This window comes from Kribbella ginsengisoli, from assembly GCF_039537185.1.
Classification (GTDB): domain Bacteria; phylum Actinomycetota; class Actinomycetes; order Propionibacteriales; family Kribbellaceae; genus Kribbella; species Kribbella koreensis.
On record NZ_BAABAA010000011.1, the window covers coordinates 137,781 to 160,184 of the forward strand.

Sequence of the window (22,404 nt, forward strand, 5' to 3'; positions counted from 1 at the left end):
AAGTCCCTCGATCGGCTTCTTCCTGCCAGCAGGTCAGCCCGGGAAGCGCGGCTCGTAGTCGCGGGTCACCTCGCGGATCTTCCGGTAGCCCAGAACACCCAGCAGCACGGTGGCGGCGGCAGCGGCCAGAACGCCGACCACGGTACGAAGTACGGCCTCGCCGCCGGCGGCTTCACAGATCACCGCGGCCAGTACGCCGACCACCACCGCGTCGATGATGCCGACCACGACGGGCGACCCCGAGAGCCAGTGCGAAAGGCCGACCCGGTTGCGGAAGCTGTAGGTGGTCATGATGCCCGGCGGATCGTCGTGGTGGCCGGCGACGAAGTACGGCTCGAGCTCCGGTGCGAGTTCGAGGTAGGCGTGCCGCAGCCGGTTCATCCCGATCACCAGCCAGGAGTCTTCGACATCTGCCTCGATCAGCCGGAAGTACGTGCCCAGGCCGATCAGCAGGGTGACCGGCAGCACCAGCAACGCGAAGGTCAGGAAGGCCGATCCGAAGCCGCTGGCGTTGGCCACCAGCGACAAGGCGATGACGGTGGCCGACAGTACGGTGAGGTAGGTGCCGGTCCGGCTGAAGATCTCGCTCCAGGTCATGCTCCGGGTGGCCAGCAGACTCCAGTGTTCGGTGGTGAGGAACTGGACGTGCGGTGACCCGAGCCCTTCGACCTCGGTCAGGGACCGCGGTGGCGTCACGCTGACCTGCCCGCGGTGAGTTTCCGGACGAGATCGCGCAGGGTGCCGCCGAGGATGGCGAGGATCGCCGCGGTGGAGAAGGCCAGGATCGTCCAGGCGACCGGCCGCCAGCCGGTGAAGTCGAGGGCGGCGGTCCAGCGGACGCCGAGGTTGCCCAGGACGGCGAGGGGGAAGGTAAAGACCCAGTGCTGGGAGCTGAACGGCAGCCGCAGGTAGTCGGGCAGGAAGAACAGCTGGATCAGCAGGGTGAACAAGGTGATGCCCCCGATCGCTGCCTGCACCTGGTCGAGCTGTCCGGGCTTGATCGCGAACCAGGCCAGGCTCGCCGTGGCAGGCGGTGAGAGCAGGATGGACAGCACCGGCTTGAAGGGCTGGGGGAGTGCCGAGCCGAAGAACAGCCGACCGGTGATGACGGCTCCGAGGAGCAGCCAGAAGTAGATGCCGATGCCGAACACGGCAACGGCGACGGACATCTCGGCGACGGCGGCCAGCCCGATGCCGGCGATGAACGGACCGGCGACGACCGGCAGGAAGTAGCCCGGGTGCAGCGCGTCCGCGTCGAGCGGAGCGTTCAGCCAGTGGGCCACCAGCGCGGCGGCGTTGATCGCCAGCGCGGCCACCGCGGCGAAGGTCAGCCAGCGCGCCGCCGCACCGAGGTCGGGGGCGTAGTGCGCGATCAGCAGGATCGCGATCACCGGGATATAGGCGGTCAGCGGACCGAACAACGGATGCCGCAGATCCAGGTGGAATCTGCCCAGGTCGTGCCGGAGCGCGCTCACGCAATAGATCACACTGAAGCACAGCCAGACGACGGTGGCGGCCGCGTAGGCGAGGTCGGCCGCCAGGCCCGGCGCCCCGAGGAGTTGAGCCGCGGCTTGCCAGGCGCCGCCCAGCCCGGCGAGGCCGAGCGGAATCGAGAACAGGGCGATCGGCACTCCCCACCCCGTCGGTCTTCCGGTGGGTGCAGTCGGTACTGCCGAAGAAGGCACTTTGGTGGTGGTCATGGGATCACCGTCGCTCGTCGTGCCGCTCCTTCGAACCAGGGACGCCCCTGGTGCCGGCACTGGCCGCTCTGAGCTGCTGCAGCTCGCGCCGGGTGGAGACGCCGAGTTTGGCGAAGACCTTCCGCAGGTGCCATTCGACCGTCCGGGCGCTGATGAAGAGAACCGCGCCGATCTCGGCGTTCGTGAGTCCCTCCGAGACGAGTCTCGCGATATGGGCTTCCTGGGCGGTGAGATCTCCTGGTGTGTCGAGGGAGCGTTCGAGGACGGAGTCTCCGGCCGAGACGAGCCCGCCGCGGGCCCGTTCGGCGAATCCGTCGACACCCAACGAGCTGAACGATTCGTAGGCCGGACGCAACTGGTCGCGGGCGTCGTGGCGACGGTTCCCGCGCAGCAGCCATTCGCCGTACCGGAGCTGGGCACGTGCCTGTTCGACCCGCAGCGTGGTGCGCGCGAGCAACTCGCTCTCCTCGCGATAGCAGTCCTCGGCGGCGCTTCCGCTGCGCAGTAGCGCGGTACGTCCCGCCAGGACGCCACGGGCCGCGTCGGTGTTGCTGGCCCGTGCGAACGTGCCGAGTTGCTCGAGCGCGGCGGTTGCCTCGTCGATGTTCCCGCTACGGACGCCGGCTTCGACCAGCTCGGCCAGCGCCCACTTCGGCGGCCCGAGTTCCAGCGGTGAGGCGGCGCCGGTACGGGCGGCCGCGAGCGCCTCGTCGTACCGGCCGAGGCCGTTGTACAGGATCGCCTGGAACCAGCTGACCATGTTCAGCCCGACACCCTCGCCGCGGACCGCGATGTCGTCGAGGATCCTGGCGAAGCCGGCCTCGGCGTGGACCCTGCGGCCGCGGAGCGCGGCGAGGCTGATCTCGCCGTACGGGATCATCGCGTTCTGGCCACCAGTCACCTCGGCGACCCAGGCGGCCTCGGCGACCAGAGACTCGGCCTCGGCCAGGTCGCCGCTGTAGAGGTCGTAGATGATCCGGCTGTTGAGGGCCACAGGCAGTACGCCGAGCGCGCCGATGCCGCGGATCGCGTCCAGGTGGCGGCGGGTGAGGATGCCCCAGTTGAGGTCGTCCCACAGATCCGTCGCCGCGCACGCCGCCAGCCAGGCGAAGCGGACCGCTTCGTCCATCGTGAGTTCGTCGCTGCCGAAGGCGTTCACGACGTCGAGCAAGCCGGCCGCGGCGGCCGGGTAGCCGTCGGTGTAGAGCCGGGCGACATGCTGGAGGAGCAGGTCGGGCTTGGTGGCCTCTGCGGGCAGCTGAACCTGATGCATCGCCTCCGCCACCTGCTGCATCCCGGTGTCGGGGCCGTCGGCGAGCCGCCCGGCGAACATGGCCGCGGCGAGCGCATCCAGGTAGGTCTCCCGGGCAAGCTTCGGATCGCTGTTCTCCAGCCTGCTCGCGGCGTCCAGCAGGAGCGGCATGCCCTTGTTGCCGTGCTGGGAGTAGTGCGAGATCTGGGCGTACTGCAGCTGGACCCGCGCGCCTTCGGCCTCGTCGAGTGGTCCGGCCTGAGCCTCCGCCAGAAGGCTGAGCGCATCATCGAACGCGCCCGACGCGGCCTTCGCCTGGGCAGCGGTCAAGGCGCGTTGCGCGCGGCGGGCCGGGTCGGGGGTGAGGGTCGCTGCCGCTGCCAGGAAGGCCGCCGCGGCCGCCAGCCCGCCGCGTTTCTGGGCCCGGTCGGCCGATTGTTCGAGTTCGGCGGCGACGGCTTCGTCCGGCCCGGCGAGAGCGCGGGCGCGGTGCCAGGCGCGACGGTCCGGATCCTTGACCGGGTCGGTCACGTCGGCCAGCGCCTGGTGGGCGGTACGGCGTTCCTGTTCGCTCGCCGCCCGATAGACGGCTGATCGCACCAGGGGATGGCGGAACTCGACCCGGTGCCGTAGTTCGAGCAGGCCGGCGCCGTCGGCCGCCTGGATCGCGACATGGCCGATGCCGAGCCGTTGCGCGGCGCGGCGCAACAGGTCGACGTCGCCGACAGGTTCGACGGCGGCGAGCAGGAAAAGCCGGCGGGACTCCTCGGGCAGTACCTGCAACTGGCGCAGGAATCCTTCCTCCAGCCGGCCGGTCAGGGTGGCGCCGTCCGGTCCGAAGGTCAGCTCGGTCCGGGACACCTGGCGGGGCAGTTCGAGCAGCGCAAGGGGATTGCCGTGAGCTTCGGCCAGCACCTGGTCGCGGACCCGGTCGTCCAGCGGGCCGACCATCACTGAGTCCAGCAGCCCGGTCGCCGCGCGGTTGGTCAGCCCGGTCAGGACGAGTTCCGGCAGTCCGGTCAGCTTGGGCTGCTGGTCCGTGGTACGGACGGCGAAGACGAGGGCGATCGGTTCGGCCCGGAGCCGGCGGGCGACGAACTCGAGGGTTTGGGCGGAGGCGTGGTCGAGCCACTGGGCGTCGTCGATCACGCAGACCAGGGGTTGTTGCTCGGCCGCGCCGGAGAGCAGGTTCAAGACGGCGAGGCCGACCACGAACGGGTCGGGCGGGTTGCCGGGCCGCAGACCGAACGTGGTGGCCAGGGCCTCGTGCTGCGGCGTCGGCAACTCATCCAAACGATTGAGCAGTGGGGCGCAGAGCTGGTGCAGGCCGGCGAACGGGAGCTCCATCTCCGACTCGACGCCGGACGCCTGGCTGATCCGGCAGTCGGCGGCTCGGTCGAGCAGGAACTGGAGCATCGCGGTCTTCCCGATGCCGGCCTCACCGCGCAGGACCAGGACCTGACTGTGACCGGTCTGTGCGTTCTGCACAAGGCCGTTCAGCACTTCGCACTCGCTGGCTCGCCCCCGCAAGCCTGCCATCGCCGCCATGGCACACCGTCCGGAGAATCACGGCTCCCAGCCAGTGGGTGCAGGGGCCGTGCTCCGTACATTGCCATCGGCAAACAGGCCTGGCAATGGGTACCGGTCGGGCTACGGGGTGAGGAATCCGGTGAGTGCCGCGATCATCGCGGCGGGTGCCTGTTCGGCTACCCAGTGGCCGGCGCTGGGGATCACCAGCGACTGCACGCTGGTCGCGGCGGGGGCGATTCCACCGGCGGCGGCTCCACCCCAACTGTTCGCGCCACCGATGCCCAGCACCGGGATGGTCAGCTTGCTGGCCTGGCGTGCTCCGTTCTGCTGCAGAGTGGCGTCCCATGCCCGGTACAGGCCGAAGCTGGCCCGCAGAGTGTTCCGGTCGCGGGTGTACAGCTTCACGTAGTAGTCGATGGCCTGATCCGGCAAGGTCGCGCCGCCGCCCTGGATGGAGAACTCGTAGCGGTAGTAGGCGTCCGCGTTGCTCTTGACCATGTCCACGATGAGCTCGTCGTCGACCCGGTTGAACGGGATGTGCCAGAGCTTGTCGTTCAGGAAACCCGGCAGGAACAGCGGCGGCGGTGGGTTCAGCGGGTCGACCACACCGGGTGGCCCGGGGATCTCGGCGACGACCAGCCGGTCGACGCGGTCACGGTGGTCGGCGGCGAGCGCGTAGCCGATGATGTAGCCGGTGTCATGGCCCGCAACGGCGAACCGCTGGTGCCCGAGTTTGGTCATCAGTGCGGCCAGGTCGGCGGCCAGAGTGGCTGAGTCGTAGCCGCCTGCGGTCTTCTCGGACAGTCCGATACCGCGCTGGTCGACGGCGACGACGGTGAAGTCACGGGCCAGGGCCGGCATCAGGAACCGCCAGGCGTACCAGTTCTCGGGCCAGCCGTGGATCAGCAGCAGCGGCGGGCCGTCACCTCCGACGACGACGTGCTGCTGGATGCCGTTGGCCTGGACGAACCGGCTCTTGAACGTCTTGGTGAATCCGGCCGGCAGCCCCGGAGCGGTACCGACCGAACCGAAACCGTCCTGCACCCGGGTGGGCGCGGCCGTTGCCGACGACGCCCAGCCACCGGCCAGCGACACCGTGGTGGCGGCTGCGGCCGTGGTGACGAACCCACGACGGGAAAGCGACTTGCTCATCGCGAAACTCCTTTGTCAGGGGACAGATCGCTGTGTCTGCCGATGTCGCGAGCCTGGCGCGGCCGGTAGTCACTGGCACCAGTGACTGCCCTGGTCGCAGCCCTGGTCGGCCATTGCCAGCGTCGCGCCGGGATGGCACGGTAAGACCGAGTCGCTGGAGGGACGATGTCGCCGGGGCCGCGAAGTCGATGGCCGGATCTACCAGGCCGACGCAGCGAGTGCGAGACGCTGGCCGGTCTGGTCAAGGCAGCGCGCGCGGGCAACAGCGCGGTACTGGTGATCCAGGGCGAACCGGGGATCGGCAAGACCGCGCTGCTCGAGTATCTGGCCGGTGCCGCCGGGGGCAGCCGGATCCTGCGGGTCGCCGGCGTCGAGTCACAGCTCGAACTCGCGTTCTCCGGTCTGCACCAGCTGTGCGAACCCTTGCTGGACGGGCTCGACCGGTTGCCGGCTCCGCAGGCGGATGCTCTCGGCACCGCATTCGGGCTGCGGGCCGGGCCACCACCGGACCGGTTCCTGATCGGGCTCGCAGTCCTGACGTTGCTGTCCGAAGGCGCAAGACAGCAGCCGCTGCTCTGCCTGGTCGACGATGCGCAGTGGCTGGATCAAGCGTCCGCGCAGACGCTCGCCTTCGTCGTCCGCCGGCTCGCGACCGAGGCCGTCGTGCTGGTGATCGCGACCCGTGATGGCGAGGGCCGCCGGTCGTGGACCGGGCTGCCGTCGCTCACTGTCGAAGGGCTGGCGGAGCCGGCCGCGGACACCTTGCTCAAGGCCTCTTTCGACGGTCCGCTGGACGACCGGGTCCGGCAGCGGATCCTGGCCGAAGCGCACGGGAACCCGCTGGCGCTGCTGGAGCTGCCGCGCTGGCTGACCTCGACAGAACTGACCTTCGGACCGGAGCCCCCTTGGCCGCGAACCCTGGTCAGCCGGATGCGGGACGGGTTCCTGCGCCGGCTGGAGCAGCTGCCGGCTCCGTCGCGACGGCTGTTGCTCACCGCGGCCGCCGAACCACTGGGTGACGTCGCTCTGCTGTGGCGCGCCGCCCGGCAGGCCGGGTTCGACGTGAACGCGGCCGGACCGGCGGAGCAGGCCGGTCTGATCGAGCTGGGGGAGACCGTTCACTTCAGGCATCCCTTGGTACGGTCCGTGGCCTACTGGTCCGCGGACCTGGCGGAACGCCGGACAGCGCATCGGGCGCTGGCCGAGGCGACGGATCGCGAGCTGGATCCGGACCGGCGCGCCTGGCATCGCGCGCACGCTGCCACCGATCCGGACGAGACGGTCGCCGCGGAGCTCGAGGCTTCCGCGGACCGCGCCATGGCCCAAGGCGGACTGGCTGCCGCGGCGGCGTTCCTCGACCGGGCGGCCATCCTCACCCCGGATCCCGCCGACCGGGCCCAGCGCCAGCTCGACGCGGCCGGGGCGATGGTGCACGCCGGTGCGTTCGACGACGCCCTGAATCTGCTGGCGGTGGCCGGGCACGGGCCGCTGACCGCCTTGCAACGGGCTCGTACCGACATGCTCCGGGGGCAGGTCGAGTTCGCCTCGAGCCGCGGGAACGAGGCGCTGTCGCTGCTGCTGACCGCGGCCCGGCGACTCGAACCACTCGACCGTGCTCTCGCGCTCGACAGCTATGGCGACGCCATGACGGCCGCGCTGTTCGCCGGCCGGCTGGCGTCGGGGCCAGGACCGCTGGAGGTGGCCTCGGCCGCCCACGGCGCGCTGGCGTCAGCGGATCACCTGCGTCGCGGCGACCTGCTCCTGAAGGGCGTGGCCGTCCTGTTCGCCGATGGCTACGCCACGGCCGTACCGCTGCTCAGGAAGGCGATCCGGGCGTTCGGTGGCGATGAGTTGACGATGGAGGAGAGCGTTCGCTTCATGTGGCTGGCGGCGGTCGTGGCCTCCGACCTGTGGGACGAGCGCGCCTGGGCCGTCCTGACCAGCCGGCATCTGGCGAACGTCCGTACCACGGGGGCGCTCAGCGCTCTACCGCTGGCACTGACCACGTGCGTCTTCGTCGACGTGTTCGCCGGCGAGCTGACCGCGGCCGCCGACGCGGTCGAAGAGATCAGGGCAGTGAGCGAGGCGGCCGAGAACACGCTGACGCTCTACGCGGCGATCGGCCTGGCGGCGTTCCGCGGTCACGAGGATCAGGCCGCTCCGTTGATCGCCGACGCGATGCGCGAGCTCGCCGCCCGCGGCGAGGGCATCGGCGTCTCGCTGGCGCACTGGGCCCGGGCGTTGCTCTGCAACGGACTCAGCCGGTACTCCGAGGCGCTGGCCGCCGCCCGCGAGGCCGCCGCGTTCCCGGCCGAGATCGGGGTGTCGAACTGGGGACTGGTCGAGCTGGTCGAGGCCGCCGTGCGCGCGGGTGAGCGCGCCACCGCGGTCGAGGCGTTCGAGCAGCTCTCCGTCATGACGCAGGCCAGCGGCACGGACTGGGCGCTGGGGGTCGCCGCGCGTTCGAACGCCCAACTCCACCAGGGTGAACAGGCCGAAGATCTCTATCGGGAAGCGATCGAACGACTCGGCCGGACGAACGTACGGACCGAGCTGGTCCGCGCCCGGCTCCTGTACGGCGAATGGCTGCGGCGCGAGGGCCGGCGGGTCGAGGCCCGTGAGCTGTTGCGGGCGAGCCACGAAGCAGCGACCGAGATCGGGATGGACGCCTTCGCCGAGCGGGCCCGGCGAGAGCTGGCCGCGACCGGTGAGCTGGCGCGCAAGCGGACGGTCGACACCAGCCTCGACCTGACCGCGCAGGAGCTGCACATCGCCCGGCTGGCGGCCCGCGGGCTGTCCAACCCCGAGATCGGCGCCGAGCTGTTCATCAGTCCGCGGACGGTGGAGTGGCATCTGCGGAAGGTGTTCACCAAGCTCGCGATCAGCACCCGTACGCATCTGACCGAAGCGCTGCAGGCCGCGGACCTCTGGTGAGTCGCGCCGACCAGTGGCCCGACCAGGGGTGTCCGGGGCGCGAAGCGTGACCGGACCGGGGCAGGCTGTCTTCAGTCACAGCCGGATCGGCGACAAGGAGATGACCATGCGAGTCTTCGTCGCGGGTGGTACGGGGGTGGTTGGCAGGCCGCTCGTCGATGCGCTGGTCGCCCGCGGCCACCAAGTGTCCGCGAGTGCCCGGCGGTCGGCCAATCTGCCGATCGTGGCGGCGCTCGGCGCCCGGCCGGTCCTGATGGACGGACTCGACCAGGCGGCCGTACACCGCGCGATCACCGAGACCGAGCCTGAGCTGATCGTCAACCTGATGACCGCGCTGTCCTCCCCGGCCGCCGACTACGGCGCCTGGCTCGAGGTGACGAACCGGCTGCGGATCGAGGGAACGAAGATCCTGATGAGCGCCGCGAGCGAGGCCGGCACCCGCCGGGTGGTGGCGCAGAGCGCGAGCTTCATGACCGCGCCCGGGCAGGACCTGACGGACGAGTCGTCACCGTTGTACCTGGATGCTCCGGGGCCGATCGGCATCCACATCAGAGCGAACGTGGTGGCCGAGGAGCTGGTGCTGGGCACCACCGGGATCGACGGCGTCGTCCTGCGCTACGGGTTCCTCTACGGCGCGGGCACCTCGATCGGACCCGGTGGTGACATCGCGGTGGCGATCGGCGCGGGCGAGCTGCCGATCGTCGGCGACGGCGCCGGCCGCTATCCGCTGATCCACGTCGACGACGCGGTCGCGGCCACCCTCCGATCCGCTGAGCAGGGTGACCCTGGCGTCTACAACATCATGGACGACGAACCGGCCGCCCAGGCCGAGTGGCTGCCCTATCTCGCAGGGATCCTCGACGCACCCTTGCCACGCCGGATCTCCGCCACGGAGGCGGCGGAGACCCTCGGCGTACAGGCCGTGTACTACGGCGATCAGCTCCCGGCCGCGACCAACGGCAAGGCCAAGGCGGCCCTCGGCTGGACCCTGACCACCCCGTCCTGGCGCGACGGCTTCCGTACGGTCTTCGGCGGTTGAGCCGAAGACCGTACGGACCAGGTGGTCAGCCGACGGAGGGACCGAGGCCCAGCGATTGCGGGGTGCTGGAGTCGGGGGAGGGTTGGTGGAGGCCTTCGTCCAGGGGGCCGAACTCGGTCATCAGGGCGGCGCTGCCGCCCCAGGCGGTTTGTTCTTCGGCGATCATGGCGTTGGTGGTGAGGAGCAGGCCGGCCACCGAGGCGCCGTTCTGGAGGGCTGAGCGGGCTACTCGGAGCGGGTCGACGATGCCCATCTCGAGCATGTTGCCGTAGCGGCCGTCGAGGGCGTCGAAGCCGTCGTCGGTGCTCAGCTGGCTGATTCGCTCCAGCACCTCTTCGCCGTTGTAGCCGGCGTTGGTGGCGATCAGGTACGCCGGTTCGCGCAGCGCCCGCCGGACTATGTCGACGCCGGTCGCGTAGTCGTCCTTGACCTCGAGATCGTCGAGCGCCGACGCGGCGTGCAGGATCGCCACCCCGCCACCGGCCACGATCCCTTCGGCCATCGCCGCCCGGGTCGCCGACAGCGCGTCCTCGACCCGGTGCTGGAGCTCCTTCAGCTCGGCCGGGGTCGGCGCTCCGACCGAGATCACGCCGACCTTGCCCGACAACGCGCCGATCCGCTCGGTCAGTACGTCCTCGTCGACCCCGAACGTCGCCCGCTGAAGCTCGGCCCGCAGCTGGGCGAGCCGGAACTCGACATCCTTCTCATGCCCGGGCGACGCGACGATCGCCGTCCGCTCCGCGGTGACCCGGACCTGGTCGGCCCGGCCGAGCTGGTCGATGGTCATCGTCTCCAGGCTGAAGCCCGAGTGCTTGCTGAGCACCGCGCCACCGGTGATGGCGGCGATGTCCTCCAGCTTGTGCAGCCGCCGGTCGCCGAACCCGGGCGCCCGCACGCCGACGCACTGGAAGTGCCCGTTGATGTGGTTGTGCACCAGCATGCTGAGCGCCGTGCCTTCGAGGTTCTCGGCGATGATCACCAGCGGCTTGGGATCGCGCATCACCTTCTCGAGCAGCGGCATCAGCTCCTGTACCTTGGTGATCTTCTCGCTGCAGAGCAGGATGTACGGATCGTCGACGACCGCCTGGAGGCTGCCCGGATCGGTCACCATGTACGGCGACAGGTACCCGTTGTCGAACTCGAACCCCTCGACGAAGTCGACCCGGATCCCGTGCTCGGCCGACTCCTCGACGGTCACGATGCCGCCGTCGCCGACCGAGTGCAGCGCCTTCGCGATCACCGCCCCGACCGTGTTGTCGTCGTTGGCCGAGATGGCCGCCACCCGGGCGAAGTCCAGCTCGCTGACGACCGGGTAGGCCACCTGACGCAGCCGTTCGACCAGCCGGGCCACCGCGAGGTCGATCCCTCGTTTGATCAGCACCGGGTTGCCGCCGGAACCGATCGCGGCCATCCCCTCCCGGACGATCGCGTGCGCGATCACGGTCGCGGTGGTGGTGCCGTCGCCGACGATGTCGTTGGTCTTGATCGCGGCTTCCTTGACCAGCTGGGCGCCCATGTTCTCGAACTGGTCCTTGAGGTGGATCTCCCGGGCGATCGTGACGCCGTCGTTGGTCACCACGGGGGAGCCGGTGATCTTCTCCAGCACCACGTTGCGCCCCTTCGGGCCGAGCGTCGAGCTGACTGCCTCGGACAGCTGCTCGACCCCTCTCAGCATCAGCTCACGCGCCTGTGCACCGAATCGCAGTTCCTTGGCCATCGTTCCCTCCTCAGTACGTGCCCGGTCAGGGCGAACGGTGTAGGTGCGTCAGGGCACGAGGATCGCTCGGCCGCGCACCCGGCCGGCGTCGAGATCGGCGACCGCCTCGGCGGCGGCTTCCAACGGGTAGGCCCTGGTGTGCAGGGTGACCTTGCCGGCCTGGGCGAGCGCCATCAGCTCGGCCAGGTCGTTGTACGTCCCGACGATGTTGCCGATGACGTTGCGCTCGGTGGAGATGATGTCCAGGGTCGGGACCCGGAGCTCGCCGCCGTACCCGATCACGAAGTACGAACCGTTCGGCCGGGTCATCGCGAAGCCGTCCTGTTCGGCGCCCTGCTCGGCCACGAAGTCGAGCACGACGTGCGCGCCCGCGCCACCGGTCAGCTCCTGGACCGCCTGTATCTGGTTGCCGTCAGCAACGACGGTGTGATCGGCGCCGAGCTGCTCGGCGAGCTTGAGCGCCTCCGGGTTGCGGTCCACCACGATGATGTTGGTGGCGGTCAGCGCCGACAGGCACTGGATGCCGATGTGGCCGAGCCCGCCGGCCCCGATCAGCACGGCGGTCGTGCCGGGGTACAGCTGGGGGAGCGCCTTGCGCACCGCGTGGTACGCCGTGATGCCCGCATCGGCGAGTGCCGCGACATCCTTGGGTTGCGTCGAGGGATCGAGCTTCACGCAGGCCCGGGCCGACGTGAGCAGGTATTCCGCCATCCCGCCGTCGCTGTCCAGGCCGGGGAAGGTGCTGTTCTCGCAGTGCATGTCGTTGCCGGCCCGGCAGGCGTGGCACAGGCCGCAGGTCGGCGTCGGGTGCAGGATCACCGTGTCGCCGACCTGGACGTTGGTGACGGCGGAGCCGATCTCGTGCACCCAGCCGGCGTTCTCGTGCCCGATCGTGTAGGGCAGGGCCGGCTGCATCGCGTCCGCCCACTGGCCCTCGATGATGTGCAGGTCGGTGCGGCACACGCCGGCGCCGCCGATCTTGACGATCACGTCCAGCGGGCCGCTGATCTTCGGCTCGGGAACGTCCTCGACCACTGGTTGCTGGTGGTATCCGTGCAGCCGGACTGCTTTCATCCTGGTCCCTCCTCCGATTCCCCGGCCCCGGCCCCGGCGTACCGGTGCCGCAGCATTCCCCTACAGATCCCGGTGTTGGCCTCGATCCCGGTCTGGGTGAGCCGGGCCAGGCCCAGGTACTTCGGTGCGCCGGCCGCGGCGATCGGCGCACCGGTGCCCGGATCGACGAGCAGGGGCGCTCCGTCGTCCGAGCGCAGGCCCAGCTCGGCCCGCCGGCGCCGTAGCCGGTCCAGGTCGGCCGACGGTGGTACGTCGCCCAGCGTCAGCCGGGTCAGCTCGGCCGGATCGGTGCCCGAGGCAACCAATGGCCGGCAGACCTGATCGGTCCCGGCCAGCATCGCCTTGGACACGAAGGTCCGGCGCAAGTCGTCCAGCTCATCCGCCGCCTCGCCGTCGAAGGCCGCGACGAAGCCGGCCCGCGCGGCCACGCCCGCATTGATCTGGTCGGCCGCGAAATGGTCCTCCAGCGTCACGTCCACGCTCCGCACCTCGGGCAGCGCGGCCAGTACGTCGTACGCGTCGGCCACCATCAGGAAGGCGAAGTTCGGTGCGCAGAAATAGGTCGGCAGCCGGAGTCTGACGACGACGTCACCGGCTGCCGAGACATGACAGGACGAGACGAACCCGAGCGTGGTGATCGGCTCGTCCAGCTCCGGATCGCGGACAAGGTCCAGGGCGCTCAGCACCCTGGACCTCTCAGCTGTTGCCGTCATTACTGGGTGACCAGCTTCGCGTCGTCCTGCGCCGCCGGAGTGGCCGCCTTGAGCTGCAGCTCGTCGGGCACTTTGATGTCGTACAGCTTCGCCGCGTTCAGCCCGAGGATCTTCTTCTTGCCCTCCACCCCGAGCCGGGGATAGTCGGCGAACTCGGGCAGGTCGGGGAAGTCCCAGTCGACGAAGCCCTCGATCTGCCACTTCGGCTCCCAGATGCCGTAGTCGCTGCCGAACGTCATCTTGTCCTCGCCGACCCAGAACAGCAGCTCGCCCATCACCTTGTTGAAGAAGTGCGGCCGGGCCGCCATCAGGCCGCCGATCACCACCGACAGCCCGGCGTACACGTTGGGCTCCTGGGTGGCCATGAAGCAGAAGTCCTCGATCCGCGGCAACCCGACGTGCTCGACGATGAAGTTGAGCTCGGGGAAGTCGGTCGCCGCGTGGTCGATGTCGGAGACGTCGAACGCGTCCTTGTCCAGCGGCCAGATGGTGGGGCCCTTGTGGACGTGGATGTTCTTGATCCCGTACTCCTGCGCCTTCTCCAGGTACCGGTACGCCGCCGGGTCGGTCAGCTTGTAGCCGCGCGAGCCGGCGTTCCACTCGGCCGTGTAGAGCTTGACGCCCTTCGAGCCGTACCGGTCCACGTTCGCCTTCAGCTCCTCCAGGCCGATGTCGCCGTCGCGGGGGTCGAAGCGGGTGTTCAGGACGAACATCCCGGGATGCTTCTCACCCAGGTCGGCGTTCTGCTCGGTGGTGTTGAACCCCTTCGTGTACCACTCCTTCAGGTACGTCGGCTGGAAGATCGCGACGTCCACGTAGCCGTCCTCGAAGACGTCCTTCATCAGGTCGTCCTCGGTGTAGCTCATGAACTTCTCGATCGGCCAGTGGGTCTCCTTGGGCGCCAGGCTCTGGTAGGCGTGGAAGCACTCGATCCAGCCCTTCGCGTACTGCTCGGCCCCCGGCACCCAGTTGTCCGGCCCGGCGTTCCAGAAGTGCATGTGGCTGTCGACAACGAAGTACTTCTCGCCGTTCTTCTCGTACACGGTCCCTCCCGAGAGTTCTCAGCGCGTGGTCAGGTCGAAGCCGATGTACTCGGCAGCGTCCTCGGGGTTGGCGAACATGATCGTGCGGTCGTCGAGGTGGATCATCCGGCCGTAGTGGGTGGACATGTTCTCCTCGAACTGGGCCGCGTCGAAGAAGCCCTGCTCCTCGCCGAGCGCCTCGGAGATCTCGTCGTAGATCACCTCCATCTTGCCGACCGCGTCGACCCGGATCATCGACGGCAACGGCGTCACGGTGACGTTGTCCTTGGTGCCCATCACTTCCGCCACGACCGCGCCGACCTGGTTGTTCATCAGCGTGAAGCCGCACCGGTTGGACGGGGTGTTGTCGGACTTGAACGGACTCTCTGCGGTGGTGAAGGTGGTGCTCACAGTCCCAGCTCCTTGGGCTCCTCGAGGCCCAACCCGACGACGATGCCGCGGAAGCGGCTCTTCGCCCGGTCCAGCCCGTCCTCGAATCGTGGCGGCTTGCTGTCCGGTTGCGACCACAGCGGCTGCAGTCTGCGGGCCGCGCCGATCGACCGCTCGGTCCAGTCGGCCAGCCAGTCCTGCAGGATCGCCTTGTTGTGGTCGGCGAACTCCTTGTCGCTGGTGAGCAGCTCGAACATCGCCTTCGTGTAGCGCAGGTCGCGCTCGGCGAAGTCGTACTCCTCGGCGCCGATCACCGTCGGCGTCACGAAGTCGCCGTTGCCGGGCGCCGCGTGCTGGACCAGCTGGCTGCGGAAGAGCTCACCGACCAGCGGTTCGAACACAACGTTCGCGGCGAAGATCGCCTCGCACCAGTCGTCGATCGCGGTCAGCTGCTCGGCGAGGTCGCGGACGCCCTGCCAGGCCGGGTCGGAGTTCCAGGTGTCCAGGTGCGCCTTGCCGTTGAAGCCCTCGATCTCCTCGCTGAGCGTGAGGTTGTACAGCGCGAGGTCCTGGGCGGCCCGGATCCGGTGCATGCTGTTCACCGAGATCGCGTTGTTGTGCATGTTGGTGGGCGCCCGCCGGTTCGCGTTCGCGAACAGGTACAGGCCCAGGCCGTGGTCGACGTGCATCCAGGCGCCGACGTGCTGCTCGACGAACCGGATCCAGTTGGGGTTCCACTGCTCGAAGGCGTGCGACTGCCGGGCCGCCTCGACGTTCTGGGTGACCTGCCGCACGACGTTGGAGTTGTACCGGTAGAGCGTCATCTCCCATTCTTCGTTGGGATCGCGGAACTCGTGCCAGCCGGTGGCCGGCCATTCCTTGACGAACAGCCCACCGGAGCCCGGCCCGCGCTTGGGCGAGGGCTGGTCCGAACCCCAGGCCTTCAGCGCGGTCCAGTCCAGCGGGTAACCGCCGCGGCCGTCGGAGAAGCCGTACAGCCAGCCCTGACTCAGGTAGTGCCGTGGGTCCGGCTGGACGTCGACCGTGACGTCCTCGTAGTGGCTCTGCTTGCGCTTCTGCGGGGTGTAGTAGTTGTACCGGCGGGCCGTCGAGTCCGGGAAGACCTTGGCACCGGCCTCGGCATCGGTGAAGACCGGCTGCGGCACGCTGCGTGCCTGCGGGGAGTCCTGTGTGGTCGTCATCTGGCTTCTGCCTCCAGCGCCTCGGGATCACCGGCGTCGCCGGTGGTGGTGAACTTGTCGTAGAAGATGCGCTTCTGCGCGACCCCCAGCCGTTCCAGCAGGGGCAGCGCGGCCTCGACCATCGGCGGCGGGCCGCAGACGTAGGCGTCGGCGCCGTCGAGGTCGTTCTCGTACCGGGCGACGACGTCGGTGATGAAGCCGACCTCGCCGTCCCACGCGTCGTCGTCGGCCGGCTCGGACAACGCCGGCAGGTAGCGGAAGTCCGGCAGCGTGGCCGCCAGCGACCGCAGCTCCTCGTCGAAGCACAGGTCCCGTTTGCCACGCGCGCCGTAGTAGAAGGTCGTCGGCCGGTCGATCGCCCGCTCGGCCATCGACCGCAGCAGCGACAGGATCGGGGCCATCCCCGCCCCGCCGCCGAGGAACACCAGGCGCGCGCCGGGGTTGTCGCGCAGGGTGAAGACCCCGAACGGCCCGGTCAGCTCCAGCCGGTCGCCGACCGAGATCCGTTCGTCCAGGTACGACGAGAACAGGCCGCCCGGGTAGATCTTGATCACGAATTCGAGCTGTCCGCCGTCGCGGCTCGATGTGTTCGCCATCGAGAACGACCGGGTGGCCTGCGTTCCGGGCACGGTGATGTCGACGTACTGGCCGGGGAAGTACTTGAGTTCGCCGGGGTCCAGCAGGCGCAGTACCAGGTGCCGCATGTCGTGTGTGACCGCGTTGTTCGCGACCACCTCGGCGACCGCCTCCTGGATCGGCAGGCCGGACCGGATCATGTCCGCGTCGTAGTTGAGCAGTTCGATCGTCAGGTCCTCGTAGGCGTGCGCCCGGCACAGCAGCGTGTAGCCCTCGTCCAGCTCGTAGTCTGGCAGAGCGAAGGTCGAGTACCGGTCGTGCTCGATGTCGTCACCGTCGAGGACGAACGACTTGCAGGAGGCGCACTGGCCCTCCTTGCAGCCGTGCATCAGCATCACGCCCTGCTCGGCCGCGGCCCGCAGGATGGTCTGCTCCTCGCCGACCTCGATCTCGATGCCGACCGGTTCGAACCGTACGACGTGCTTGTCGCCCATGGCTCCTCGCAGCTGCGCTGACCGGCTGTGCCGACCGACTGTGTCGATCAGAGGGGTGGACCTGGGGGAGAGCGAGGGGCGCCCGCCCTCCCATGGCGTTGCGTCAGTTGTCCCTGGCCGGCCGTCCGGCCGGACCGCCGCGGACGTACCGGGCCGCGAAGGCGGTCCGCTCGTCGTCGCTCATCTCGTTCAGCAGCACGTTCGGGCTCGCCAGCGGCGGGCACTTGCGCAGGTGGTCGAGGGTCCACATCTTGTCCGGGTTCAGATCCAGATGCGGCTGGGCGACCATCGTCTTGCCGTCGTCACGGACGAAGCCCATGTCGGAGACCACGTCGGCCCAGTTCCAGCCGTGGTACAGGGTCTCCCACTCGCGGTGGCCGATCAGCTTGCCCATGTTCGGCGTCTGCCGGCCCTGGTACGTCGGGCGGAACGCGGTCTCGTCGGTCCACTTGCACATCTCGTGGCAGTACGTCCGCCACTGACCGTCGACCTTGGCCATCACCATGTCTTCGCGGACCAGGCAGGGGACCATACAGGTCCAGCAGCGGTGCGGGTACTCGTAGTCGACGTCCTCGAACACGATCGGCTTGTGCCCGTTGGGGGTGGACAGCCGGTTGTAGTTCTCCCACCAGGCGCCGTACTTGTCGTACCAGCCGGGGTACTTGTACTCGAACCACTCGAAGTCCTTGTCCGTCATCGGGTCGATCCGCCAGTAGTTGGCGAGCCAGCCGGTGGCGAAGAACTGGGCGACCTCGTGCACGTAGCCCTTGTTCCAGATCTGGTTCCAGGACTCCTCGATCAGGTCGTGCGGGATCTCCAGGCCGTACTTCTCCAGCGGCACCAGGTAGCTGCGGTAGTAGTCGTCGTAGATCCAGCGACGCCACATCTCCGCGTAGCTCTCCCGGTCCTTGCGCCGGTCCTTCGTGCCGTACTCGATGAAGGTGCCGATCGCGGCGTCGACGACCCGGTGGTTGTTCCACCACGCGTAGCGCAGGTCGCGGGCCAGCAGTTGGTGGTTGCTCTCGTCGGCCAGCGCCATCAGCAGCGTCGCGTAGCCGTTGCTGATGTGCCGGGACTCGTCGGACTGGACCGAGTGGAACACCGTCGGCAGCAGGTAGTCGCCGTTCGCGGCGGCCTCGGCCGGCATCGCGACGAACAGCGTGTTGGTGAAGGCGGTCTCGGCCACGATGGTCAGGTAGATGCTGGCCGCGGTGATCGCGTCACCGGTGATGAAGCCTTCCGCGAACTGCCGGCCGATGGTGCCGCAGTAGTCGCTCTGGAAGTTGCGCAGGCTGGAGTTGAAGCCCGCCGGGTCGATGTAGTTGTTCATGTACAGGCGCTTGAGGTTCTGCTGGATCGTCGAGTGCCGGACCTCGTCGATCATCTGGATCGCCTGACCGTTGTGCAGTTCCGGGTTCGGGACCGTCCGGAACAGCAACGGCATCGCCCGGGCGGCCGAGATCTCCGGCAGCGGGATGATGCTCAGGAACAGCTTCTGCCACTCCAGCCAGCGCTCCTGCACCTGGCGGAACATGTTGCCGCGGATCGCACCGTCGGAGGCGCCGTACACCCGGTGGTCCTTCTCCTCCTGCATGGGGAAGTACGACCGGAGGACCTGCTTGAGCGGGTCCTTCTTCTGCGCCTTCTGGAACGTGTAGTCGGTTCCGTACTGGGAGACGGGCTCGTGGTACGCGGGCTCCCAGGACAGTTCCTGGATCTTCTGGTGGGCCTTCGCCACACTTTGGCGACTCATGGCACTCCTCTATGGCTCGCTGTGGCCTCTGGCCGGGCCCCGGTCGGACGGGGCCGTACGACGTGGGGGAGACCCACGCCCTGCTTGCCTTTGCAGTACAACGCACACGGTCCGCGACGGGAGGTCTCAAATTGAGACGGCGCTTCTCACCGGTCTCCGAAGACGGTTTCCCGCAGTCTGGCCAGCTCTTCGGCCGCCTCCCGCAGGCTGCGGCTGTCGCCCGGCACGGCCGGCCGGATGCCGAGCGTGACCAGCAGCGCGGCGGCCGCCGCCCCCGGATCGCCGGCCGAGCCGAGGACCGGATGCAGCCCGGCGTCGACGAGTCTGTGGAAGACCGCGTTCACGATCGTCCAGGGGTTGTAGGCCTCGTCGGCGGGAATCTGGTCGTCCATCCGCTACCCCTCTCCGCTCCCTTACATCACACTCCTCACCAGCCCGTCCGGCTGTCTCAAATTGAGACAGCCGGACGCTTCGGCGCGACTACGCTGAAAGGAACGACGTCACCGCAGGAGGTCCCGTCGTGGAGGAACTGGAAACCGTCACAGCAGACAGCCCCCGGACCGCCGGCGCCCGGCTGAGCTTCCTGACCTACGACGCCTTCCCGGTCGGCGACGTCCGCCGGCCGGTGCTCGCGTCGTGGGTCCGTTCGCGCCGGCGCAACCTGCCCGCGGACCGGATCGACCTGCCCTACGTCTCGGATCCGGATCTCGACCAGCCGCTGACCCGCAGTGCGGACCCGGTGATCATGCGGCTGCACGAGCATCTCGACGGCCAGCCGATCAGCGTCATCCTCACCGAGCGGGACGGCCTGGTCCTCCGCCGCCTGACGGCGGACACCCAGCTGAGCAGGCACCTGGACCGCGTCCACCTCGCCCCGGGCTTCAGCTACTCCGAGCAGTTCGCCGGTACGAACGGGATCGGTACCGCGCTCGAACGCGGCGGCCCGATGCACGTGTTCGGCCACGAGCACTACGCGGAGGACCTGGAGGACCTGGCCTGCGCCGGCGTACCGATCAAGCATCCGATCAGCGGCAAGACCGTCGGCGCGATCGATCTCACCTGCTGGCGCAAGGACGCCGGCTCGTTGCTGATCGCGCTGGCCAAGACGACCGCGGACCAGATCCGCGCGGCCCTGCTGCGGGACTGCTCGGCGCGCCAGCAGGAGCTGGTCGAGGAGTACCTGCAGGCCGGGCGCCGCAATGCGGACATGGTGCTGGCCTTCGACGGCGACCTGCTGGTGATGAACGCGAACGCCCGGCGCAACCTCGACAACAGCGACCAGGCGGCGATCCTCGCGCACGGCTCCGAGATGCTGACCGAAGGCAGATCCGCCCTTGCGGTCGAACTGCCGAGCGGGAGCCGCGTCCGGATCACCTGCAGGCCAGTGCCTGAAGGCGTCCGGACCAACGCGGCGGTACTTCAGGTCAGCCCGCGAACGCCCGGCCTCGGCGTCATGGTGGTCAGCACGAACCGGCCGCCACCCCGTCCGGAGCTTCCTGGCATGGTCGGCCGGAGCGGTCCTTGGCTCGCCTGTTGCCGGGACGTCGACAACGCCTATCGCGCCGGGCAGTGGATCGTGCTCAGCGGTGAGGCGGGCACGGGCAAGGTGGCGCTCGCCCGAGCTGCGCACTTGCAGAACAACCCGGCCGGCGCGCTCGACGTGCTGGATGCGGCGGTACCGGTCGCTGATTTCGCAGCAGATGTCGAGGAGGAGCTGGCCGACGATTCCGTTCAGGCGTTGGTGATCCGGCATGCCGAGAAGCTCGCGGCGGCCCAGCTGGACGAGTTGATCGGCGCTCTCTACAGCGCGCGGGAGCGGCGTCGGTCGGATCCGCCGTGGGTGGCGCTGACTGTCACGACGGCGGGGACCACCGAGCCGGATCTGGGCGAGTTGCTACCGCTGTTCCCGTTGACCGTCACGGTTCCGCCGCTGCGGCATCATGCCGACGACATCCGTGAGCTGGTCCCGTACTTCCTGAGCCAGCTGAGTCGGGGCGAACTGCGATGCTCCCCGGAGGCGCTGCACCAGGTACTCCGGTCCGCCTGGCCGGGCAACACCGCGGAGCTCCATCGGGTGCTCAAACACATCGTCCAGCACCGCCGGCGTACCGGCGTGATCGTGCTCGGCGATCTCCCGGCCGACCTGCAGGCGATCAGCCGCCGCAACCTGAGCCAGCTCGAGGCACTCGAGCGCGACGCCATCATCCGCAGCCTGCTCGACAACAACGGCAACCGCCGTGAGGCAGCGCGGGCTCTGGGGATGTCCCGCGCCACCATCTACCGGAAGATCCACGACTACGGGATCCGGTAGCAGCCGGGCCTCAGGCTGCGGGGCGCTGGTCGAGGAGGGACCAGCGGGGGTCGTCGTCGGACCAGTGGTTGACCAGCGCGTCGACGGCGAGCTTGTGAACGCTCGGGTCGAGCACACCTGCGTCAGTCGCCGCCTCCAGGACGTCGAGATAGGTGGCGACCGATCCGATCGGCAGGGTCCTCGCGGTCGGCGTGACCGAGGCGGCGACGTCACGCATGTCGACCAGGGCGAAGGCGCCGACCAGGATCGCACCCTCGGCACGGAGCTCATCCGCGAAGGCCTCGAGCGCCGCACCGGACGAGATCGCATCATCGACCAGCACTACCCGCCGGCCCGTCACGCCCGCACCACGCACCCGCGGCTCGTGGTCCTCGTGCCCCACGTACCCGGGCTTGCGGACGAACGCGAACGGAAGGTCGCCGGACAACGCGATCGCCGTCGCCAGCGGGATGCCGCCGGTCTCGGCGCCGACCACGACCTCAGCTCCAAGCTGCCGAGCGAAGTCCGCTCCCGGCGCCGCGAGCTCACGCAGCAGCCGCGGATCGGCGTACGCGTTCTCCACCGACAGCGGATGCAACGGCAGTCGCGTAGTCATGTCCCAGTGCGAAACACCCGGCCGCACGAGGCCCGGTACGACCGCCAGCCGCCCCGCCAGATCCACCGCCGGAACCACAGTCAGCCGAGCCACATCAGCCCGCTCGACGACCTTCACCCGATGCGCGTTCGCCAAGCTCCGGGGAGCCGAAATCCGTGTCGTGTTCATACATCGAAGATCACTCCACCCCAGGTTCTGTCGCACCCGGGCAACACACCGGCCCTCACCCTGGTGGCCGGGCCAGTGACCGGCCACCGGGTGAGCCCGTGCTCTTCGGCGGTCAGTCGCAGGTGTCGCAGATCCCGTTGGCCGGGGTCTGCATGTTGCACTTCGGGCACTTCTTGATCGGGCGCTCGGCGATGGCGGCCTTGCGAGCCCTCGCGCGGGCGGCGCCCAGCTTGGAGGGGATCATCGGGGTGCCGCCGCCTGCAGGGAGGCCGGCGGCCTCGAAGTGACGGTAGATGGCCAGGCGCTCGTGGGAGGCGTGGACGTCGGGGTCGGCAGGAGTCGTACCGGTGGCTGCGCCGACGATGGCGGCGTAGCCGTCGAAGACGCTCTCGTCCGGGTTGACGCACAGGGACGACAGCATCGGTTCGCCCCGGCGCAGGCTCTCGGCGGAGACCTCGGCGAGCACGCCGCCGATCCACTGCCGGGTGGGCTGCTTGGTCCGGATACCGGTCAGGTCCTGGACACCGGTGGCGATGTCCTTGTGCTGGACGAGTGACATGTACTTCTTGGCCGCGACGAGGAGCATCTCGCGGGCGGCACCGGCCCACTCGGTCCGAGCGGTGGCCATGCCGACATCGGAGACATCGCGCCAGGCGCGTTCCTCTACGTCCGGCAGTTCGTGGTCTGTTGCGGCGACATCGAAAGTGGACACCATCGAAACCTTAACCGGCCGCCGCCGATCGGCGAAAACGCAGCCTCAGGGAACTGTGTGTAGCCATGTC

At 69.1% G+C, this 22,404-nt stretch carries 18 protein-coding genes; 3 read left to right on the forward strand and 15 right to left on the reverse strand.

Annotated features, from left to right (window positions below; genetic code table 11):
* Nucleotides 1-33 precede the first annotated feature (33 nt).
* From ABD768_RS32115 to ABD768_RS32130, 4 genes are all read right to left on the reverse strand, one after another.
* Nucleotides 34-696 (reverse strand): hypothetical protein, encoded by a 663-nt coding sequence (locus ABD768_RS32115; RefSeq protein WP_344846874.1) that lies wholly within the window; start codon nt 694-696, stop codon nt 34-36.
* Nucleotides 693-1,700, reverse strand: coding sequence for an SLAC1 family transporter (locus ABD768_RS32120; RefSeq protein WP_343965287.1), 1,008 nt, complete (start codon nt 1,698-1,700; stop codon nt 693-695). Before ABD768_RS32120 ends, ABD768_RS32115 begins: the two co-directional genes overlap by 4 nt.
* 4 nt (nt 1,701-1,704) lie before the next feature.
* Nucleotides 1,705-4,491, reverse strand: coding sequence for an ATP-binding protein (locus tag ABD768_RS32125; RefSeq protein WP_344846876.1), 2,787 nt, complete (start codon nt 4,489-4,491; stop codon nt 1,705-1,707).
* 111 nt (nt 4,492-4,602) lie between these two features.
* On the reverse strand, nt 4,603-5,634 hold the full coding sequence (locus tag ABD768_RS32130; protein WP_344846878.1) for an alpha/beta fold hydrolase: 1,032 nt from the start codon (nt 5,632-5,634) through the stop codon (nt 4,603-4,605).
* 165 nt (nt 5,635-5,799) lie between these two features.
* On the opposite strand from ABD768_RS32130, the gene ABD768_RS32135 reads away from it, so the two are divergent.
* Both ABD768_RS32135 and ABD768_RS32140 read left to right on the forward strand, forming a co-directional pair.
* On the forward strand, nt 5,800-8,568 hold the full coding sequence (locus tag ABD768_RS32135) for an ATP-binding protein (protein WP_344846880.1): 2,769 nt from the start codon (nt 5,800-5,802) through the stop codon (nt 8,566-8,568).
* Between the two features lie 46 nt (nt 8,569-8,614).
* On the forward strand, nt 8,615-9,607 hold the full coding sequence (locus ABD768_RS32140) for an NAD-dependent epimerase/dehydratase family protein (protein ID WP_344846882.1): 993 nt from the start codon (nt 8,615-8,617) through the stop codon (nt 9,605-9,607).
* A gap of 25 nt (nt 9,608-9,632) precedes the next feature.
* Here the strand turns inward: ABD768_RS32140 and groL are convergent, their stop codons facing one another.
* From groL to ABD768_RS32185, 9 genes are all read right to left on the reverse strand, one after another.
* Entirely contained in the window at nt 9,633-11,324 is a 1,692-nt protein-coding gene (groL, locus tag ABD768_RS32145) for a chaperonin GroEL (RefSeq protein ID WP_344846884.1), read from the reverse strand.
* 48 nt (nt 11,325-11,372) lie between these two features.
* The gene (locus ABD768_RS32150) at nt 11,373-12,398 is read right to left on the reverse strand and encodes an NAD(P)-dependent alcohol dehydrogenase (RefSeq protein ID WP_343965275.1); all 1,026 of its coding nucleotides are present in this window, start codon (nt 12,396-12,398) and stop codon (nt 11,373-11,375) included.
* The gene (locus ABD768_RS32155) at nt 12,395-13,111 is read right to left on the reverse strand and encodes an iron-sulfur cluster assembly protein (protein ID WP_344846886.1); all 717 of its coding nucleotides are present in this window, start codon (nt 13,109-13,111) and stop codon (nt 12,395-12,397) included. The genes ABD768_RS32150 and ABD768_RS32155 overlap by 4 nt, the downstream gene beginning before the upstream one ends.
* A complete protein-coding gene (locus tag ABD768_RS32160; RefSeq protein WP_344846888.1) occupies nt 13,111-14,154 on the reverse strand; it encodes an amidohydrolase family protein in 1,044 nt (347 codons plus the stop codon). The genes ABD768_RS32155 and ABD768_RS32160 overlap by 1 nt, the downstream gene beginning before the upstream one ends.
* Nucleotides 14,155-14,172: 18 nt before the next feature.
* Nucleotides 14,173-14,544, reverse strand: coding sequence for a propane 2-monooxygenase effector subunit MimD (gene mimD, locus ABD768_RS32165; RefSeq protein WP_343965269.1), 372 nt, complete (start codon nt 14,542-14,544; stop codon nt 14,173-14,175).
* The gene (locus ABD768_RS32170; protein ID WP_343965266.1) at nt 14,541-15,725 is read right to left on the reverse strand and encodes a ferritin family protein; all 1,185 of its coding nucleotides are present in this window, start codon (nt 15,723-15,725) and stop codon (nt 14,541-14,543) included. Before ABD768_RS32170 ends, mimD begins: the two co-directional genes overlap by 4 nt.
* Nucleotides 15,722-16,795 (reverse strand): NADH:ubiquinone reductase (Na(+)-transporting) subunit F, encoded by a 1,074-nt coding sequence (locus ABD768_RS32175; protein WP_344846891.1) that lies wholly within the window; start codon nt 16,793-16,795, stop codon nt 15,722-15,724. Before ABD768_RS32175 ends, ABD768_RS32170 begins: the two co-directional genes overlap by 4 nt.
* Nucleotides 16,796-16,898: 103 nt before the next feature.
* Nucleotides 16,899-18,548 carry a ferritin family protein gene (locus tag ABD768_RS32180; protein WP_343965262.1) on the reverse strand — a complete coding sequence of 550 codons (1,650 nt, stop codon included), beginning with the start codon at nt 18,546-18,548 and terminating at the stop codon, nt 16,899-16,901.
* 146 nt (nt 18,549-18,694) lie between these two features.
* Nucleotides 18,695-18,940, reverse strand: coding sequence for a hypothetical protein (locus tag ABD768_RS32185; protein WP_343965260.1), 246 nt, complete (start codon nt 18,938-18,940; stop codon nt 18,695-18,697).
* Nucleotides 18,941-19,068: 128 nt separating this feature from the next.
* Here ABD768_RS32185 and ABD768_RS32190 point away from each other — a divergent pair, with 128 nt between their 5' ends.
* Nucleotides 19,069-20,859 carry a sigma-54-dependent Fis family transcriptional regulator gene (locus ABD768_RS32190; protein ID WP_344846894.1) on the forward strand — a complete coding sequence of 597 codons (1,791 nt, stop codon included), beginning with the start codon at nt 19,069-19,071 and terminating at the stop codon, nt 20,857-20,859.
* A 10-nt stretch (nt 20,860-20,869) separates the two neighbouring features.
* On the opposite strand, the gene ABD768_RS32195 is transcribed toward ABD768_RS32190, so the two are convergent.
* Both ABD768_RS32195 and ABD768_RS32200 read right to left on the reverse strand, forming a co-directional pair.
* The gene (locus ABD768_RS32195; RefSeq protein WP_344846896.1) at nt 20,870-21,622 is read right to left on the reverse strand and encodes an orotate phosphoribosyltransferase; all 753 of its coding nucleotides are present in this window, start codon (nt 21,620-21,622) and stop codon (nt 20,870-20,872) included.
* 112 nt (nt 21,623-21,734) lie between these two features.
* Entirely contained in the window at nt 21,735-22,334 is a 600-nt protein-coding gene (locus tag ABD768_RS32200; protein ID WP_344846898.1) for a hypothetical protein, read from the reverse strand.
* Nucleotides 22,335-22,404 lie beyond the last annotated feature (70 nt).

Excerpts from the sequence above, each read along its gene's own strand:
- ABD768_RS32125 (WP_344846876.1), bottom strand. The coding sequence starts at position 4,491 with ATGGCAGGCTTGCGGGGGCGAGCCAGCGAGTGCGAAGTGCTGAACGGC.
- ABD768_RS32195 (WP_344846896.1), bottom strand. The coding sequence starts at position 21,622 with ATGAACACGACACGGATTTCGGCTCCCCGGAGCTTGGCGAACGCGCAT.
- ABD768_RS32150 (WP_343965275.1), bottom strand. The coding sequence starts at position 12,398 with ATGAAAGCAGTCCGGCTGCACGGATACCACCAGCAACCAGTGGTCGAG.
- groL (WP_344846884.1), bottom strand. The coding sequence starts at position 11,324 with ATGGCCAAGGAACTGCGATTCGGTGCACAGGCGCGTGAGCTGATGCTG.
- ABD768_RS32120 (WP_343965287.1), bottom strand. The coding sequence starts at position 1,700 with ATGACCACCACCAAAGTGCCTTCTTCGGCAGTACCGACTGCACCCACC.
- ABD768_RS32185 (WP_343965260.1), bottom strand. The coding sequence starts at position 18,940 with ATGGACGACCAGATTCCCGCCGACGAGGCCTACAACCCCTGGACGATC.
- ABD768_RS32155 (WP_344846886.1), bottom strand. The coding sequence starts at position 13,111 with ATGACGGCAACAGCTGAGAGGTCCAGGGTGCTGAGCGCCCTGGACCTT.
- ABD768_RS32135 (WP_344846880.1), top strand. The coding sequence starts at position 5,800 with ATGTCGCCGGGGCCGCGAAGTCGATGGCCGGATCTACCAGGCCGACGC.
- ABD768_RS32175 (WP_344846891.1), bottom strand. The coding sequence starts at position 16,795 with ATGGGCGACAAGCACGTCGTACGGTTCGAACCGGTCGGCATCGAGATC.
- ABD768_RS32170 (WP_343965266.1), bottom strand. The coding sequence starts at position 15,725 with ATGACGACCACACAGGACTCCCCGCAGGCACGCAGCGTGCCGCAGCCG.
- ABD768_RS32130 (WP_344846878.1), bottom strand. The coding sequence starts at position 5,634 with ATGAGCAAGTCGCTTTCCCGTCGTGGGTTCGTCACCACGGCCGCAGCC.
- ABD768_RS32180 (WP_343965262.1), bottom strand. The coding sequence starts at position 18,548 with ATGAGTCGCCAAAGTGTGGCGAAGGCCCACCAGAAGATCCAGGAACTG.